16 protein-coding genes are annotated in these 16,442 nt (G+C 36.9%); 1 reads left to right on the plus strand and 15 read right to left on the minus strand.

Translation table 11 applies throughout. The features are described from left to right. Window positions 1-14 precede the first annotated feature (14 nt). The 9 genes from KHA87_RS09790 to rpsU all read right to left on the minus strand — a co-directional run bounded on the left by KHA87_RS09790 (window position 15) and on the right by rpsU (window position 8,173). Complete coding sequence (locus tag KHA87_RS09790; RefSeq protein ID WP_213093875.1) at window positions 15-2,147, minus strand: HD family phosphohydrolase; 2,133 nt, start codon at window positions 2,145-2,147, stop codon at window positions 15-17. A gap of 225 nt (window positions 2,148-2,372) precedes the next feature. Continuing rightward, window positions 2,373-3,335: a PhoH family protein gene (locus KHA87_RS09795; protein WP_213093876.1), complete on the minus strand. Its 963-nt coding sequence runs from the start codon at window positions 3,333-3,335 to the stop codon at window positions 2,373-2,375. A 2-nt stretch (window positions 3,336-3,337) separates the two neighbouring features. Further along, a complete protein-coding gene (gene yqfD / locus KHA87_RS09800) occupies window positions 3,338-4,525 on the minus strand; it encodes a sporulation protein YqfD (RefSeq protein WP_213093877.1) in 1,188 nt (395 codons plus the stop codon). A gap of 11 nt (window positions 4,526-4,536) precedes the next feature. Then, window positions 4,537-4,821, minus strand: a complete 285-nt coding sequence (gene yqfC, locus KHA87_RS09805) for a sporulation protein YqfC (RefSeq protein ID WP_213093878.1) — start codon at window positions 4,819-4,821, stop codon at window positions 4,537-4,539. A 146-nt stretch (window positions 4,822-4,967) separates the two neighbouring features. Continuing rightward, window positions 4,968-5,405, minus strand: a complete 438-nt coding sequence (locus KHA87_RS09810; protein ID WP_213093879.1) for a hypothetical protein — start codon at window positions 5,403-5,405, stop codon at window positions 4,968-4,970. 29 nt (window positions 5,406-5,434) lie between these two features. Beyond that, entirely contained in the window at window positions 5,435-6,412 is a 978-nt protein-coding gene (gene floA, locus KHA87_RS09815) for a flotillin-like protein FloA (protein WP_481748357.1), read from the minus strand. Between the two features lie 53 nt (window positions 6,413-6,465). Next, a complete protein-coding gene (locus tag KHA87_RS09820) occupies window positions 6,466-7,224 on the minus strand; it encodes an NfeD family protein (RefSeq protein WP_249310251.1) in 759 nt (252 codons plus the stop codon). 314 nt (window positions 7,225-7,538) lie between these two features. After that, complete coding sequence (locus KHA87_RS09825) at window positions 7,539-7,985, minus strand: GatB/YqeY domain-containing protein (protein ID WP_213093880.1); 447 nt, start codon at window positions 7,983-7,985, stop codon at window positions 7,539-7,541. A 14-nt stretch (window positions 7,986-7,999) separates the two neighbouring features. Beyond that, complete coding sequence (rpsU, locus tag KHA87_RS09830; protein ID WP_055739232.1) at window positions 8,000-8,173, minus strand: 30S ribosomal protein S21; 174 nt, start codon at window positions 8,171-8,173, stop codon at window positions 8,000-8,002. Between the two features lie 246 nt (window positions 8,174-8,419). On the opposite strand from rpsU, the gene KHA87_RS09835 reads away from it, so the two are divergent. Further along, window positions 8,420-9,355, plus strand: coding sequence for a Na/Pi symporter (locus KHA87_RS09835; RefSeq protein WP_213093881.1), 936 nt, complete (start codon window positions 8,420-8,422; stop codon window positions 9,353-9,355). Between the two features lie 30 nt (window positions 9,356-9,385). Here KHA87_RS09835 and deoC read toward each other — a convergent pair whose 3' ends face one another. The 6 genes from deoC to dnaK form a co-directional block, all read right to left on the minus strand. Continuing rightward, complete coding sequence (gene deoC / locus KHA87_RS09840; protein ID WP_213093882.1) at window positions 9,386-10,057, minus strand: deoxyribose-phosphate aldolase; 672 nt, start codon at window positions 10,055-10,057, stop codon at window positions 9,386-9,388. Between the two features lie 140 nt (window positions 10,058-10,197). Continuing rightward, window positions 10,198-11,553 carry a tRNA (N(6)-L-threonylcarbamoyladenosine(37)-C(2))-methylthiotransferase MtaB gene (gene mtaB, locus KHA87_RS09845; RefSeq protein ID WP_213093883.1) on the minus strand — a complete coding sequence of 452 codons (1,356 nt, stop codon included), beginning with the start codon at window positions 11,551-11,553 and terminating at the stop codon, window positions 10,198-10,200. Window positions 11,554-11,558: 5 nt separating this feature from the next. After that, window positions 11,559-12,311: a 16S rRNA (uracil(1498)-N(3))-methyltransferase gene (locus KHA87_RS09850; protein WP_213093884.1), complete on the minus strand. Its 753-nt coding sequence runs from the start codon at window positions 12,309-12,311 to the stop codon at window positions 11,559-11,561. Between the two features lie 6 nt (window positions 12,312-12,317). Continuing rightward, window positions 12,318-13,256, minus strand: a complete 939-nt coding sequence (gene prmA, locus KHA87_RS09855) for a 50S ribosomal protein L11 methyltransferase (RefSeq protein WP_213093885.1) — start codon at window positions 13,254-13,256, stop codon at window positions 12,318-12,320. A gap of 24 nt (window positions 13,257-13,280) precedes the next feature. Beyond that, entirely contained in the window at window positions 13,281-14,411 is a 1,131-nt protein-coding gene (gene dnaJ / locus KHA87_RS09860; protein WP_213093886.1) for a molecular chaperone DnaJ, read from the minus strand. Window positions 14,412-14,575: 164 nt separating this feature from the next. Further along, complete coding sequence (gene dnaK / locus KHA87_RS09865) at window positions 14,576-16,408, minus strand: molecular chaperone DnaK (RefSeq protein ID WP_213093887.1); 1,833 nt, start codon at window positions 16,406-16,408, stop codon at window positions 14,576-14,578. Window positions 16,409-16,442 lie beyond the last annotated feature (34 nt).

Here is a 16,442-nt window from a genome sequence, read left to right on the forward strand (position 1 = left end):
CCATAAGCCTTAAATTATTCTGGATATTCTATTCGGGAGTGAAATATACCATTTAATGTCTCACAAAATGTTTTCTTTATAACCTCAAGCTCTTTTAAGGTTAAATCACATTCATTTAATTGTCCATCCTGAAGTCGATCTTGGACAATATTATGGATTATTTCTTTTATTTGTTCTGGAGACGGGTGTGACATTGAGCGCACTGCAGCTTCAACACTATCCGCGATGCTGATAATGGCAATTTCCTTCGTTTGCGGCTTTGGACCTGGATATCGAAAGGTTTCCTTTTCAACATTAGGATCTTCTTCCATTGCTTTTACATAAAAATATTTTAATAATGTGGTCCCATGATGCTGTTCAGCAATATCCACGATTTCCTTTGGCATTTTATGCTTTCTTAACATTTTCGCTCCATCGACTGCATGAGCTATAATAATATCCCTGCTTACTTCTGGGGATAAGTGATTGTGGGGATTTTCAATATTTAATTGATTTTCGATAAAAAAATGCGGACGCTTCGTTTTGCCAATATCATGATAATAACAGCCAACCCTTGCGAGTAATCCATTGGCCCCAATAGCTTCGCACGCTGCCTCGGCTAAGTTTGCAACCATTATGCTATGATGATAAGTACCTGGTGCCTCCGTTAAAATTTTCTTTAACAACGGGTGGTTAGGATTGGAAAGTTCTATTAATTTTATCGTGGATAATATTCCAAATCCAGCTTCAAAAAAAGGAACTAGACCGATTGTCAATATTGCTGATAATAACCCAGAAGCTAGAGCGAAGATAACAAAATAAATATACTCCAGCTTCGAGAATTGGCCATTTCCTAATAGGATTAAAGAGAAAATCATCATTAAATTGATTACCGACACAAATAACCCTGCTTGCAAAATATTTGATCTTCGATTGCGATTTGTTAAAAACAAGATTCCAGCCGTACCACTGAACAGAATATAAACGGCCATTTCGATATTTATGGTTCCAGCCAATTCATCTCTAAAGACGATACTCCCGCAAGCCGCTAATAAAATGGTTACAATAAATGCGAACCGCTCATTTAACATAATACGAATAAGCATTGGAGCCATTGCAGCAGGAAAAATATAACCTAGGTTCGGGATATTTGCATTTTCTATAGAGCCTACAATCCTCATTAATAATAAGGATATGATAAAAATAAAGCTGATAATTATTAAATATGTTTGTTTTTTATCCTCTGAATGAGAAGAATTTTTTATATAAATATATATTGGCGCAATCATCATTAAGACGAATAATGCAAGGCCGTAATAAGGTTTCCCAGTGGGATTGCTTTTCAATAATCCAAGTAATTGAAGCTGATGATATATTTCTCTATCAATAAGATGACCTTCTTGAACAATGATTTGCCCCTGCAATATTTTGACCGGTTCAACGTTTTCCATCGCTTGTTTTTGTCTTGCCTCCGTTAATCCCGAATCATAAATATCATTTGGAACGATAGCGTATTTACCGAGTTCAACTGCCGCTTCCCGCAAATCTCTTCCCAAGTTTGATTGATTTATTTTATCGGCAATTTTCAGCCTTGTTTGCGATACCTGGTCTTCTCTGATTTTATCACTCATAAGTGATTCTACTTGCTCAATTACAATGCTCCTGGCTTGTTCCAAATCATAATGATTCGATTTCAATAAAGAATAAAATATGTCATCCGGAATTTTCTTAGTGACGTCCTCATTTACGTTCTTAGATAGGTCTGCTTTTAAGATTTGTAATTTTTCCGCTTCTGATTTTTTTTCTGCCTTCTCCTTTGTCTTTTCCTGAATACCTGGCTCATAATTTATTTCATTCACAAAATCGAAAATCGAGTTAATTAAAGAAACTCTATTTTGAACGGTTTCTTTTTTAAACGAGTAGACCCTGCCAACCTCATCAGCAGCTTTTTGGCGTTCCTCATTTGTTTTTGCCTCATCTTCCACGGTTTTGGGAGAACGAACAGTCTTATCCGCAATCGAAAACAATTCCATATTATAGGTTTGCGGTTTGACATCATAATATAGAAGTCCGTATATCAATAGGGATAATAAAAGTAAAGCAATAATGGTAAAGACTTTATAGCTTAGTAGAGTACGAATTTTCCCAATGTAGTCTTGAATATTCACGTTGCTCTCCCACCACCTTAAAATGCATATATGTCCTTCATAATTATCTTTAAAATTCCTAAAACAAAAAGTTTAACATTCAATAATAAATTCAACAAGGAAATATGTATAAAAGTATAGGAGCTTCAAACCCTCCCTAATTATGTAAAATGATATCAGTTTTTGAACTAAATTGCACATCAATTTATAAAAAAACCTGAACATCATGTGTTCAGGTCATCTTAACTAAGAGGTTTGTTGGTTATATGCTTCAATTATTTTTGCCACAAGCGGATGCCGTACAATATCACTTTGTTCAAGATAAATAAAAGCGATTTTCGGTATATCCGCTAAAATTCTTTCTGCTTCCACCAGACCGGATTGGGCACCTTTTGGTAAATCCACTTGTGTTCTGTCTCCTGTAATAACCATTTTGGAATTGAATCCCAGCCTAGTTAAAAACATCTTCATTTGCGCATGTGTTGTATTCTGTGCCTCATCCAAAATGACAAAGGCATCATCTAGAGTTCTTCCTCTCATGTATGCAAGAGGGGCAATTTCTATTGTTTCCCTTTCTATTAATCGTTGAGTATGCTCACTGCCTAATATATCGTGGAGAGCATCATATAGCGGCCTCAAATAAGGGTCTACCTTTTCTTTTAAATCCCCTGGTAAAAAACCAAGACTTTCTCCCGCTTCAACTGCTGGTCTTGTTAAAATTATTTTTTTCACTATTCCATTTTTCAAAGCATTTACTGCCATCACTACCGCTAAATATGTTTTCCCTGTTCCTGCTGGCCCTATCCCAAATACTAGATCATGTTTTTTAATCGCATTAATATATTGCTTTTGACCTAATGTTTTTACTCGGATAGATTTTCCTTTTGCATTTTTTGTGATTTCTTCATCATAAACTTCCTCAAAAAATTCCAAAGTGCCCTGATTTTCCATTTGAATTGCACATAATACATCGCGTGAACTTATATTTATTCCTTTTCTGATAATAATCAATAAACGATCTAATATTTCATTAACTCTTTCTACATCCTCCGAATTACCGGAAATGTGAACAGATTCTCCCCGCGTTATGATTGACACCTTATAGGAGTCCTCGAGTAATTTTAAATTATTATCCGATATTCCAAATAAAGAAATGGCTTCATTTGGGTTTTGTAATTGTATCTTTGCTGTAATTATTTCGATTGACATTCTTAGTCTCCTTGAGTGATTGGTTTTGCCTCCGCTATATCTTCAATTACTTGGAAATACATAGATAATTTAACTTTACCATGCTCTACTTTTTCATGCAAAACATATTCATCCACGATTTTTGCATCATTTGGAATTTTTGCTCTTAAATCATTTTTTGCTAGTTCCTTTGCTGCACTTATAGCTTGGTCCTTTGTATAATCTCTTTGGGCAAATTGTTTTTCACGTACGGTAGTTTGTACATATTTTATTGGTAGATCCCATTTTAAAAACTTTATTTGGTGGACATTATTTTCTTTTTCATATTCCTTATATTTTATCTTGCCAAATCCCCAAAAAGGAATACTTAACGAGCCCATTTTTAATGTGTATTTTTTGTGTTCTTTCCCTGTAAACACTTGAAAATCGGATTGCAATGGAAGCTCCACATCACTTTTATACCACGTTTTCCCATATACCTTACCTATGGCAGCAACAGGCTTCTGATCCTCTTCTCTGCCGATTAATCCGGAAACGAGCAGCTGTCCCTTATTCACAAATTGATTGACTTTTACTACCGGTATGCCAGCTTCGACAAACATATCTACTATAACAGCTTTTTGGTTGGCAACTAGATGTCTTGGACTTTTTGGCTTCTTTGTTTTCGGAGTATTTTTCTCCACTACATGCAGATGGAAGGTTGTCCCATGTAAATCCACACCTACCCATGTAATGTTTGGAACTTTATTCGTTAGTTCATGTTGAATCGATTCAAGGCTATCCATATTAAATTGCAGCTTTCCTATTTGGATTCCCATATTATTTAATTCCTTTTTAATTTGATGCTCTGTTTGTGGACTTGCTCCTTTAATATCAATCCCCCATACAACATTGGAAAGCATGGTTATTACGATAAAAAATAATATTAGACCGGTTAGGAAACCCCCATTTTTTAATGTCCGTTTCCAAAGAAACGGCACTCCTTGTCCACTTAAAAAGGAAACGCGACAATCAAATTTTCTGGCTTGATGCCTTAACTTATTCAGATCCTGGAGACGAATGTAAAATGTAATTGCCTTTTCCCCTTGACGCTTTACATTCCATATCAATAAATGGGAGCGGGTGAGCTGATTAATAAAGCGCTCCACCCCATTCCCTTCTACTTTCACATGAATTTTCCCCCCGAGAAATGTAACCCACTGATTTTTCAACTTCGTCACTCCTATTCATTCAAATAACTTACGGCATCTATTTTTCCTTCCAACAATATTTCTTCTGGTAAAATGGTTTTAATGACAAACGACTTTCCTTTAATTAGCAATTGACCTTGTTTTAAAAGAAGTCTTACTTCACGGTCCGAGAAGGTAAGAAGACCGCGATGGTTTTCTATGTAAATATGAATTTGGCCAATCATCGTAATACGCGGCAGGTCCATCATGACATCTTGCGGAAGCTGCATCGTGTCTGTCATCAAATTTTGCAGTAGTCGGCTCCATTTTTTTGCCATAGAAAAGAACCCCCTTTCGTATCATATTTATGACTTAATAAGACGATTCAGCACCTATTTTTCTTATTCTTTTTTCTATAGGACTTAGGGAATAAATTTTTGGAGTAAATGAAAAAATCCTCGTCACTTAACGTGACGAGGATTTTTCATCTTCTACTATAAGGCTTTTTGGATCGAGGTGGGCCTAATACTTCCGCAAGGATGATTCCTTTAAGCAAATCGTTACTGCTTGATAGACTCAATGGATCGTCTTGCTCTAACTTGACAGATTGTTTCTCCATTAATTCTATTTTTTTCTGATAGTAGTCTTCTTCAGTCTTCAAGCGGTCAGCTTGAATTTCAGCATCGAGATAGGCATCCCGATACACTGTATCTTCTGGTACATCTGTATCTACTTTCTTAACCTGCTCCGGAGCTGTCTCCAAAGTAAACTTTTTCATATTTTCTTCAATAGTTTTTTTGGCGTTTCCAAAAAAGTCCATTGGTTTGGGAGCTTCTTTTGTATTTTTTGGTTTTTCAAGCTTTTTCTTATTGGCAAGTGCTCCAATAATACCGATAATAATGGCGAAAATTATCGCTTCCAAAGGAATATCCTCCTTCCCTCCTGCGATACTTATTCAGGTTTATTTTGATCCCGCTTATCACCAGTCATTTTTCCAATAGACCCTCTCATATCTGTATCTGATTCAATGTTTTTAAAGTTCATATAGTCCATAACACCGATATTTCCGGATCTTAAAGCTTCCGCCATCGCTAAAGGTACATCCGCTTCTGCTTCCACTACCTTCGCCCTCATTTCTTGCACACGAGCCTTCATTTCTTGTTCGGAGGCTACCGCCATTGCACGGCGTTCCTCGGCTTTCGCTTGTGCAATTTTCTTATCGGCTTCCGCTTGCTCGGTTTGCAATTCTGCACCAATGTTTTTACCGATATCAACATCTGCAATATCAATGGATAATATTTCAAATGCAGTCCCTGCATCTAAACCTTTTGTTAAAACGGTTTGTGAAATTAGATCCGGATTCTCTAATACCTTCTTATGATCCTCTGAGGATCCGATTGTACTGACAATTCCTTCTCCAACACGGGCAATAACTGTTTCTTCGCCAGCTCCACCGACTAGTCTCTCAATATTTGCTCTAACAGTAATTCTAGCTTTTGCTTTCACTTCAATACCATTCATAGCTACACCGGCAATAAATGGCGTTTCAATTACCTTTGGATTAACGCTCATTTGAACTGCTTCTAATACATTTCGCCCAGCTAGGTCAATAGCTGCGCATCGCTCAAACGATAATTCAATATTTGCTCTATGTGCAGCAATTAATGCGTTTACTACTCTATCTACATTTCCTCCAGCCAGGTAATGGCTTTCTAATTGATTAATTCCTACTTCAATCCCAGCTTTTCTTGCTTTAATGAGCGGATTAATAACCCTGCTTGGAATTACTCGACGTAATCTCATTCCTACTAATGTGAATATTCCAATCCTAACGCCTGCAGCAAGCGCAGAAATCCAAAGCATCACAGGCACAAAAGTTAATAGAATTCCTATGATAATTACAGCTGCGATTATACCAATAATTAACAAAACTGTTCCGGCTTCCAATACCAATCTAATTCCTCCTCATTCCAACAAATTATTTATTCTTCATTTAATCTTACAATAATTCTTACACCTTCTACTTTGATAACTTTCACTTCTACTCCTTTTTCAATAAAGCCCCCTTCAGTTACTACATCAAGGCGCTCTCCATGAATATCGATTGTCCCTGCAGGTCTTAACGGTGTCATTGTTTTACCAATTGCGCCTAGCAGATCCGTTCTATTGATATTCGATACATACCCCTTCTCTGTACTGAAGGTGTCTGTTAATACAATCTTTTTAAATAGCTTCATTCTTCGTCCAAACACCTTTACCATAATTATCATCGCAATGATGGTGATGAGTAAAGCAATCAAAATAGATATTCCTGTAAACAAAAGATTGCCGCCAGCCATCAATAATGAAGCAATAATGGCCAGAACTCCTAAAAATCCGGCAATCGCACCAGGTAAAAAGATTTCCGCAATTATTAAGACAACACCAATGATAAATAAAATGATTGAATTAAAACCTGCATCACCTGTTACAATATGACTAAAATAAAATAAAACAAGTGCAATTATTCCTACAATTCCATACAGTCCAAATCTCGGAGTATACAGCTCCATCACAAATCCTAAGCTTGCTAAACATAATAACAGCGTTACAACAATTGGATCGGTTAAGAAAAAAGCAAAACTTTCCATAACTCCACCCTTTGTTGCGGAAGCCTCATTACTTACAGCAGCATAGATAGGAAAATTTACTTTAAGCAAAGCAAGTAAAACGCCTGTAAACATAACTCCTATCTTTCGCAAATGATCCCCCCCTTTTTACCTATTTCTACGCATTAATTATATATAAAGTTTCATGAAAATACATAATATTATTTATAAAAGCACAGGGCACCTTACTCATCTGCTTGCGGATGATTGAAATTAGCAATTCAATAATGCCCTAATGTCTTACCCGCAGGGAGGACAAGCAGAAAATGGTTTGCCGAAAGGCGCTTAAGCATGATAGATGCTGATGCTTAACTTGTGAAATAATTATCTTATTGAAAACTTAAACTTTCATATCATTTTATAAATAAAAAAGGTCGAGAAGTTAAACTTTTCGACCTTTTTTATTCTTAAGACAAATGCTGCTGAACTTTTTTATTTACGGTTGCTCCATCAGCCTTCCCTTTAACCTTAGGCATGATGGAATTCATGACTTTACCTATGTCAGCCCTAGATGAAGCATTGACTTCTTGAATTGTTTCTTTCACAATCAAGTCTAATTCCTCATCTGATAGCTGCTCTGGCATATATATATTCACAAAAGTCAATTCCGTTTGAATTTTTTCAACTAGATCTTCACGACCTGCATCTTTAAATTCCTGGAGGGAGTCTTTACGTTGCTTAACTTCGCGAGAAAGGATAGTCAACTCTTCTTCTTCGGTCAATACGTCCTTTTTAAGCTTAATTGCTTCGTTTTGTAATGAAGCCTTAAGCATACGAATAACAGAGAGTTTTTCTTTTTCTTTGTTTTTCATCGCTTGTTTCATATCTTCATTTAAACGCTCGAGAAGACCCATATTCTCACCCTCTATTAGAACTTACGTTTTCTAGCAGCCTCAGACTTTTTCTTACGTCTTACGCTTGGTTTTTCATAAAATTCGCGCTTTCTATATTCTTGCAAAGTTCCCGTTTTAGAAACTGAGCGTTTGAAGCGGCGAAGAGCATCTTCAAGCGATTCGTTTTTACGAACAACTGTTTTTGACATCTCTCTTTCCCTCCCTCCGAACACACTACGGTTACATGTTCACGCATGTAAAAAAACCATGTACCTTGCAATTATAATATAACCTTCATATTAGGTCAACAATCTTCCAAAAAACAATACATCATCAAATGATAAAGAAGTAGAGAAAAACATGTTAACACCAACAGCTTAATTAATTCATCTTATTATACAACTAATATTCATGTCTTAGTAAGAGATGCATATCATTAATTAGAGGTGGTGGACATGTTATACCTGATATTATTTATTAGTTTAGTAGGAGTCTTTATTTGGGGAATTACCTGGTTAAGAATTGGTTTATTCAACATATCAGGTAATGCAATGGAAAATTGGCTAAAGAGAGTAACTAATACTCCATTGAAAGGGATGCTTATTGGGATCATTATGACACCAATTCTGCAGAGCAGTGGTGCTGTAATGGTCATCACAGTCGGATTAGTTGCTGCAAAAGTACTTGCCTTTCCGCAGACAATTGGAATTATTTTAGGAACGAATATTGGAACTACCTTCACTTTAGAATTTTTATCCTTTAATCTTTCCGTTCTTGTTATTCCGTTTTTAACGATAGGAATTATATGTATGTTCTTTAAAAAGACAAAATGGAAAAGTTTAGGGTTTATATTTATTGGCTTCGCACTTATTTTTGCTGCAATGAGAGCTTTTGAACAGTTGGCAATTCCTTTTACACAATTACCATTTACACAAAAATTATTGCTCCTTTTAAGCGATCACTTCCTTTATGCCTTTCTAATAGGGATTATCCTGACAGCATGCATACAATCAAGCACCGTTATGACTGGAATTGCTATGAGCTTTTTGAGCGCCCAAATCTTTTCCCTTGAGACAGGCATTGCTATTATGCTAGGCGCAAACATTGGAACATGCATTACGGGTCTTTTGGCAAGCATCGGTGCAGGTGAGGAAGCTAGATTGACAGCCTATGCTCATATTTGGCTTAATGTAGGTGGTGCATTACTTTGTCTTCCTTTTTTAAGTCAATTAGCCTTTATTTGCAGAGAGTTATCCTATAATCCGGAAACACAACTTGCACATGCAAGTGTTATTTTTAACCTGCTTTCTTCCATTCTTGTTTTTCCGATTGCAACCAATTTCGGGCGTTTTATTGTTAAGATGCATGGTAAAAAAACAGTAATAAATTAAGAAACGAGGTAAAACACCTCGTTTCTAATTTTAATAATCAGAATCACTTACTATTCCTTGTACAATTTTCACACCGGAGCTTGCACCAATTCTTGTTGCACCCGCTTCTATCATTGCTTTTGCATCCTCTGCGCTTCGAACACCGCCTGAAGCTTTAACCCCTATTTCCGGGCCAACTGTCTTTCTCATTAATTTGATATCCTCAATAGTTGCTCCTCCTGTTGAAAAACCAGTGGATGTTTTTACATAATCCGCACCAGCTTTAACGGCAAGTTCACAGGCTTTTACTTTTTCTTCATTAGTTAATAAGCAAGCTTCAATTATTACTTTGGTAAGTGCTTTTCCTTTTGCAGCTTCTGTTACTGCAAGAATATCTTTTTCCACAAGCTTTAAATCACCGCTTTTTAATGCGCTGATATTTATCACCATATCTACTTCTGTCGCGCCGCTTTCAATGGCATTTTTAGTTTCAAATGCCTTTGTTTCTGGGGTATTAGACCCTAATGGAAAACCAATTACTGTACAAACTTTCACATCGGAGCCTTTAAGTTGTTCTGCACAATATTTAACCCATGTTGGATTAACACACACGGAAGCAAATGAATTTTCTTTAGCCTCTAAACAAAGAGTATGTATTTGATCTTTCGTTGCATCTGCTTTTAATAACGTATGATCAATCATTTTGGCAATCGTTTGATTCATAAAGTTAATTCCTCCAGTAATTTAGTCGTTCTATTTAACTATATCATCATTCTATTTTATGCTCGAGCATTATCAGTTTGTCCCAATAATATTATAATACTTCTTTAAATAGGAAAAAAACTGCAGTGAATCTGCAGTTTTTATATTGCCTTAAGCTCTGTTTTGTCGAGATTGTCTTCTAAAACTCGCACAAATTGGCCTTCGTTATATGGATATCCCGCTTTAGTAACTTTTACTCTAACTAGCTTTCCAACCATATCTTCGGTTCCTGGGAAAACTACTTTTAAATAATTGTCTGTATATCCCTCATATAATCCGCTGTTAGGATCCTCTTTATATCTTTCTTCAGGAATTACTTCCAATACTTCATTTTCAAATTTAGATGAGTATTCTTTCGCGAGCTGATCGGAAAGAGCAATTAAACGGTGTACACGTTCATTTTTTACATCCTCATCAATTTGATCTGTCATTCTTGCAGCAGGTGTTCCAGTTCGTTTTGAATATGGGAAAACATGCAGCTCAGAAAATTGGTGCTCCTTTATGAAATTATATGTTTCCATGAATTCTTCTTCTGTTTCACCAGGAAAACCTACAATTACATCTGATGTAACAGCAAGGCCTGGTAATGCTTTCTTTAATTTCATAAGTCTTTCAGCATATTCAGCCATTGTATATTTACGTCTCATTCTCTTTAGGACGGTATCAGACCCGGACTGCAAAGGGATATGCATATGTCTTACAATAAGTTTAGAATTCTCAATTACTTCAATTACTTCATCTGTCAACTGACTTGCCTCTATAGATGAAATGCGAATTCTTTTTAGACCTTTGACTTCCGCTTCCATATCACGAAGCAGCATTGCTAAATTATAATCCTTTAAGTCTTGACCATATCCACCAGTATGGATTCCCGTAAGCACGATTTCTCTATATCCCGCGTCGACTAATTGCTGTGCTTGGCGGATAACCTCTTTTGGATCACGTGAACGCATTAAACCGCGAGCCCATGGAATAATACAGAACGTGCAAAAATTATTGCAACCCTCCTGAATTTTTAAAGAGGCACGTGTACGGTCCGTGAAAGCAGGAACATCCAATTCCTCATACACACGGTTTTTCATGATATTTTTAACACCATTTATCGGCTGGCGTTCTTTCTTATATTGCTCAATATACTCCAGCATTTTCACGCGATCCTGTGTTCCTACAACAATATCTACACCGGGAATTGCCATAATTTCGGCTGGTGAAGTTTGCGCATAACATCCTGTTACACAAATGACTGCATCCGGATTTTTTCGAACAGCACGTCTAATAACTTGTCTGCTTTTTTTATCACCTGTGTTTGTTACCGTACATGTATTAATAACATATACATCCGAAGTTGATTCAAAATCAACTCGTTCATAACCTTGCTGTTTAAATAATTGCCATATCGCTTCTGTCTCATAGTGGTTAACTTTACAACCTAAAGTATGAAATGCTACAGAGGACATTGTTTTCACCTCATCAATTCTAAATGATAGGAAATTGCTGATAAAGCATATAATGGTGCGGTTTCGGTTCTTAAAATTCGTGGACCGAAACCGCATATTTCAAATCCATTATTCTTTAGTTGTTCAATTTCCTGATTGGAGATACCGCCTTCAGGCCCAAATACAATTAATACCGTATCACCTTCTTGAAAGTTTGCCAACATTTTTGCAAAGTTAGCACTTTCACCCTGTTTGGCGTTTTCCTCATATGCCACAATTTTATGAATGTAATTGGAACTAATGGAAAGCAATTCTTTAAAAGATACTGGAGCTAAAATATTTGGTTTGTGTTGGCGATGTGATTGCTCCGCTGCTTCCTCCGCAATTTTCAGCCATCGGTCCAGTTTTTTCTTTTCTTTTTTTGCATCCCATTTAACAATCGAGCGATCCGCAATAAAAGGGAGAAATTGAAAGGCTCCTAGTTCAGTTCCCTTTTGAATAATTAGTTCTAATTTATCCCCTTTAGGCAGTCCGCTCGCAATCGTCACATGTACAGGTAATTCCTTCTTCATTTCCTCCCATTTTACAATAGAAGTAATTATCTCATCATTGGTAATATCCACTATTTTGGCAATACATGCCTTTTCATTACGAAAAACGATAAATATCTCATTACCTGGGGACATTCTCATTACGCGTGCTATATGGTGAAAATGGTCTCCTAATAATATGACTTCTTTTTCACCTGAAAACGATTTATCTATAAAGTAACGTTGCACATTCCATCACCTGCGCTTTGCAATGAATGCAACCCAATCTTCCATTACTATTGTCTCTTCAATGGTAAAACCAGACTGGATAATAGCTTCTTTTACGTCATTTTTCTTTTGTTGAATAATTCCCGAAGCAATAAAATAACCGTCTTGCTTCACTGCCTTAGCAACATCATCCGTAAACCGCATAATAACTTCTGCTAATATGTTTGCCACGACAACATCCGCCTGACTATCTACACCATTTAACAAGTCGTTTTTAGATACACTCACAACTTCTTGAACTTTGTTAAGCTTCACATTTAAATTAGCGGATTGTACTGCAACTTCATCAAGGTCAAGTGCCGTTACCTTTCCCGCGCCAAGTAATGCTGCTGCGATACTTAAAACACCTGAGCCTGTTCCGACATCAATAACATGATCATTTTTTTTCACGGTTTGTTCTAATGCCTGAATACACATTACTGTTGTTGGATGTGTCCCGGTTCCAAATGCCATACCTGGATCTAATTCAATTATTAATTCATCACTAGTAACAGGCTCATATTGTTCCCATGTTGGCACAATAGTAAATTTTGCTGATATTTTCACCGGGTTATAATATTTCTTCCAGGCAGTTGCCCATTCTTCTTCATTTACTTCACTAATGGTTACATTATTTTTACCAATATCAATATTGAATAATGTTAAATTAGTAATGGCTTGCTTAATTTCTTCCACTGTTTCTCCTAGGAAGCTGTTTACAGGTAAATAGGCCTTCATAATAACGCCTTCTTCAGGGTAATCTTCCGGATCTAGTTGATAGATTTCGCCAAATTGATCTTCTCGTTCTTTCACGAGCTCAAACGGATCTTCTATGACAACTCCGCTAGCACCTGCCTCATGCAATATATTTGAGATTGGCTCAATTGCCTCGTTTGTCGTATGAATCATAATCTCAGACCATTTCAAAATCTGCCAGCTCCATTCATCAAATTATTCCCCTTTGAAGGCTTTTTTCATTTTGTCAAAAAAGCTCTCATGCTGTTCATCGGGTGTACTACCACTGATTTCGCCAAATTCGCGAAGCAATTGCTTTTGTCTATCTGTTAATTTGGTAGGAGTTACAACTTTCACAATAATATGTTGATCCCCAACACCATAGCCTCTGACATTCGGTATACCTTTTCCGCGCAAACGGAACTTTGTACCTGTTTGTGTTCCTGCAGGTACCTTTAGTTTTACTTTTCCATGTAAAGTAGGAACCTCTATTTCATCACCAAGTGCTGCCTGTGCAAATGTTACTGGAATTTCACAGTAGATATCGTCTCCATCACGTTCAAAAAACTCATGACCTCTTACATGAAAGACTACATATAGATCCCCTGGAGGTCCTCCTTTTATACCTGGTTCCCCTTGTCCGGAAACTCGCAATTGTTGGCCATCATCTATTCCAGCAGGAATTTTCACATTAATTTTTCTGCGTTTTTTCACCTTGCCTGAACCGCCACAAGTTTTGCACTTGTCTTTAATAAGTTTTCCTGTTCCACTACAATAATGGCAAACCCTTCTGTTTACTATTTTACCGAATGGCGTATTTTGCTCTGTATTTAATTGTCCGCTTCCATGACAATGCGGGCATGTTTCTGGATTTGTACCAGGTTTCGCGCCTGAGCCATGACAAGTATCACATTCTTCTTCTCTTGGAATTTCTATTTCCGTTTCCTTTCCAAAGACTGCATCTTCAAAGGATAACGTCATGGTGTATTGAAGATCTGCACCTTGTCTTGGTGCATTCGGATCACGACGTCTTCCGCCTCCGCCGCCAAAGAACGTACTAAAAATATCTTCGAAGCCACCAAAGCCACCAAAATCACTTGCACCACCGAACCCTCCAAAGCCTTGATTTGGATCGGTATGGCCAAACTGATCATAATGTGCACGCTTATCATCGTCGCTTAATACTTCATATGCCTCTTTTACTTCTTTAAATTTATCTGCAGCGTCTGGAGCTTTATTAATATCCGGATGATATTGCTTAGATAATTTTCGATATGCCTTTTTTATTTCTTCTTTTGTAGCATTTTTTTGTAATCCTAATACCTCATAATAATCCCTTTTACTCATAACAAACACACTCCCGAAACATTCACATAAAGGTAATTTTAACATTGACAATATGAACAATCAATAAAAGAATCGCATAAGATCTTGCTTCATAAGAAAAGTCAAAGCCAAGGATGGACCTGACTTTGACTTTTAAACGGGATATTGGAATTGCCTTCGCTTTTCTATTTATCGTCTTTTACTTCTTCGAATTCTGCATCTACGACATCATCGTCTTTTTTAGAACCATCCTGACCGTCTGCACCTTGAGCAGCTTGAGCTTGTTTCGCTGCCTCTTCATATAACTTCACAGATAAGTTTTGGACAATTTCTTGAAGTGCATCTTTCTTAGTACGAATTTCTTCTAGTTCATTTTTCTCAATCGCAGCTTTTAAAGCATCTTTTGCTTCTTCCGCTTTTTTCATTTCCGCCTGATCAACTTTTCCTTCAAGCTCTTTTAATGTTTTTTCTGTTGTAAAGACAAGCTGATCCGCTTCATTTCTTATTTCCACTTCTTCTTTACGTTTCTTATCTGCTTCCGCATTTTCTTCTGCTTCTTTCACCATACGATCAATTTCGTCATCAGAAAGACCAGTTGAAGACTTTATTGTAATGTTTTGTTGTTTTCCAGTTCCTAAATCCTTTGCACTTACATTCACAATTCCGTTTTTGTCAATATCGAATGAAACTTCGATTTGCGGGATCCCTCTAGGTGCAGGAGGAATATCTGATAATTGGAAACGTCCAAGTGTTTTATTATCCGCAGCCATTGGACGTTCACCTTGCAATACATGAATATCAACAGCTGTTTGATTATCTGCAGCAGTTGAGAATACTTGTGATTTTGATGTTGGAATAGTTGTATTACGATCAATTAATTTTGTAAATACTCCACCCATTGTTTCAATACCTAGCGAAAGAGGTGTAACATCAAGAAGAACAACATCCTTTACATCTCCTGTTAATACCCCACCTTGAATTGCAGCTCCCATGGCTACTACTTCATCAGGATTTACACCTTTGTGTGGGTCTTGACCAGTTTCTTTACGGATTGCTTCTTGAACTGCTGGGATACGAGTAGATCCCCCTACTAATATAACCTTATCTATATCAGAAGGTGATAAGCCAGCATCCTTTAACGCTTGACGTGTAGGACCCATAGTACGTTCCACTAATCCGGCAGAAAGCTCATCAAATTTTGCACGAGTTAAAGTAAGCTCTAAATGCAATGGACCAGCTTCACCCGCAGTAATAAATGGAAGAGAAATTTGAGTGGAAGTTACACCAGACAAATCTTTTTTTGCTTTCTCTGCCGCATCTTTTAAGCGTTGTAAAGCCATTTTATCTTTTGCAAGATCTATTCCGTTTTCTTTTTTAAATTCTGCTACTAAATAATCGATGATAACTTGGTCGAAATCATCTCCACCTAATCTGTTATCTCCAGCTGTTGCGCGAACCTCAAACACACCATCGCCTAATTCAAGAATAGAAACGTCGAAAGTACCGCCACCAAGATCATAAACTAGGATAGTTTGATCTTGATCCATTTTATCCAATCCATACGCTAGTGCCGCAGCAGTAGGTTCGTTGATAATACGCTCTACTTCAAGACCAGCAATTTTACCAGCATCTTTTGTTGCTTGGCGTTCTGCATCATTGAAGTATGCAGGAACGGTAATAACTGCTTTGTCTACCTTTTCACCAAGATACTCTTCTGCATATGATTTCAAATGCTGCAGAATCATAGCAGAAATTTCTTGTGGAGAGTATTCTTTACCCTCGATTGTCTCTTTATGGTTTGTTCCCATATGACGTTTAATAGAGATAATAGTATTTGGATTGGTAATAGCTTGGCGCTTTGCAACCTCACCAACTTGGCGTTCACCATTTTTAAATGCAACTACTGAAGGAGTTGTACGGTTTCCTTCTGGATTTGGAATCACCTTTGGTTCTCCGCCCTCAAGGACAGCAACACATGAGTTTGTTGTTCCTAAGTCAATACCAATAATTTTGCTCATGTTATTTTCCTCCTAATCTTTCTATATGTATCGA

Source organism: Bacillus sp. FJAT-49736, assembly GCF_018343615.1.
In the GTDB taxonomy this organism is placed as follows: domain Bacteria; phylum Bacillota; class Bacilli; order Bacillales; family Bacillaceae_C; genus Margalitia.